This is a genomic window from Novosphingobium umbonatum, assembly GCF_004005905.1.
In the GTDB taxonomy this organism is placed as follows: Bacteria; Pseudomonadota; Alphaproteobacteria; order Sphingomonadales; family Sphingomonadaceae; genus Novosphingobium; species Novosphingobium umbonatum.
Genome location: NZ_SACO01000044.1, coordinates 1 through 1,114, shown reverse-complemented (window position 1 = coordinate 1,114; position 1,114 = coordinate 1). Strand labels below are relative to the sequence as shown.

At 58.5% G+C, this 1,114-nt stretch carries 1 protein-coding gene; it reads left to right on the top strand.

Annotated features, from left to right (window positions below; all coding sequences use genetic code 11):
• The first annotated feature begins 332 nt into the window (after positions 1 to 332).
• Positions 333 to 1,114, top strand: a protein-coding gene (locus tag EOE18_RS18190) for an IS5 family transposase (protein WP_220446052.1) whose coding sequence is annotated in 2 segments (ribosomal slippage) — positions 333 to 660 and positions 660 to 1,114 — 783 coding nt in all. Because the reading frame shifts where the segments join, the coding sequence is not laid out codon by codon here.

Genomic DNA, 1,114 nt, shown 5'->3' with positions numbered 1-1,114 from the left:
TAGGCGGCGTGGACAAATTATCTACGTAGGAGTTTCCTCGGAGGGCGCGCGTTTTGGACGTGCCCATCGGAAGATGCGCCAGCCAAAATCGACTGTCATCAGCACCAAGCCCAAAGGAAGGACCCAGTTGGGAATCTCGATGCCTTTGAGCAAGCTGAGACTTACAACGAAAAGCCCGATGAACAACGTCACCGAACCGAGCGCTATCAATGACTGTCGGGCATCTTTCGTCATGTTGGTAGGATAGCATCGGAAGGACGGTCATCAAAGTGTCGATGCACCGTTGACGTCGCGACTCCCTCTTGATTCAAGGCTGCTTTTTGGAGGCGGGCTTGAGCAGGGGCGATCTCACCGAAGCGGAATGGCGCGTTTTGAAGCACCTGTTGCCAATCGAGCCTGAAAACCGTGGCCGAGGCAGGCCACCGGAGCAGAACCGTTCGATCATCAACGGTGTACTTTGGAGGCTCCGCTGCGGCGCTCCATGGCGCGATGTCCTGCCCAAATATGGGAGTTGGAACACAATCTATCGCCGGTTCCGGCGGTGGAGCGAAGCCGGAGTCTGGGAGGCTGTCGCCGTGACATTGGCCGAGATCATGGCAGACAGCGGCCACTACAGCATCGACAGCACCACTGTTCGCGCCCACGTCTCGGCAGCGGGTGGAAAAGGGGGACTCATCGACGCGCTCTTGGCCGCTCGCGGGGCGGGTTCACCAGTAAACTTCACTGTCTGGCTGATGCCCTTGGACGACCACTAGCCTTTCACTTGACGGGCGGCGAGGCGGCAGATTGCAAGGCGTATGATGATTTGATCGACCTGCCTGAACAGGCCCCCGACGCCCTCCTTGCAGACAAAGGCTATGATGCCGATGCCATCCGCGCCGATCTTGCCGAGCGAAAGATCATGGACGTCATCCCCGGCCGGTCAAATCGCCGCGTGAAGATCGAGTATGATCGGGCGCTCTACAAGCAGCGCAACCGCATTGAGCGCATGTTCGGGCATCTCAAAATCAACCGCGCTATCGCCACCCGCTATGACCAACTGGCCAGCAGCTTCCTCGGGATGGTCTATCTCGCCACCGCCCGATACTGGCTCAAATTTGTCCACGCTGCCTAG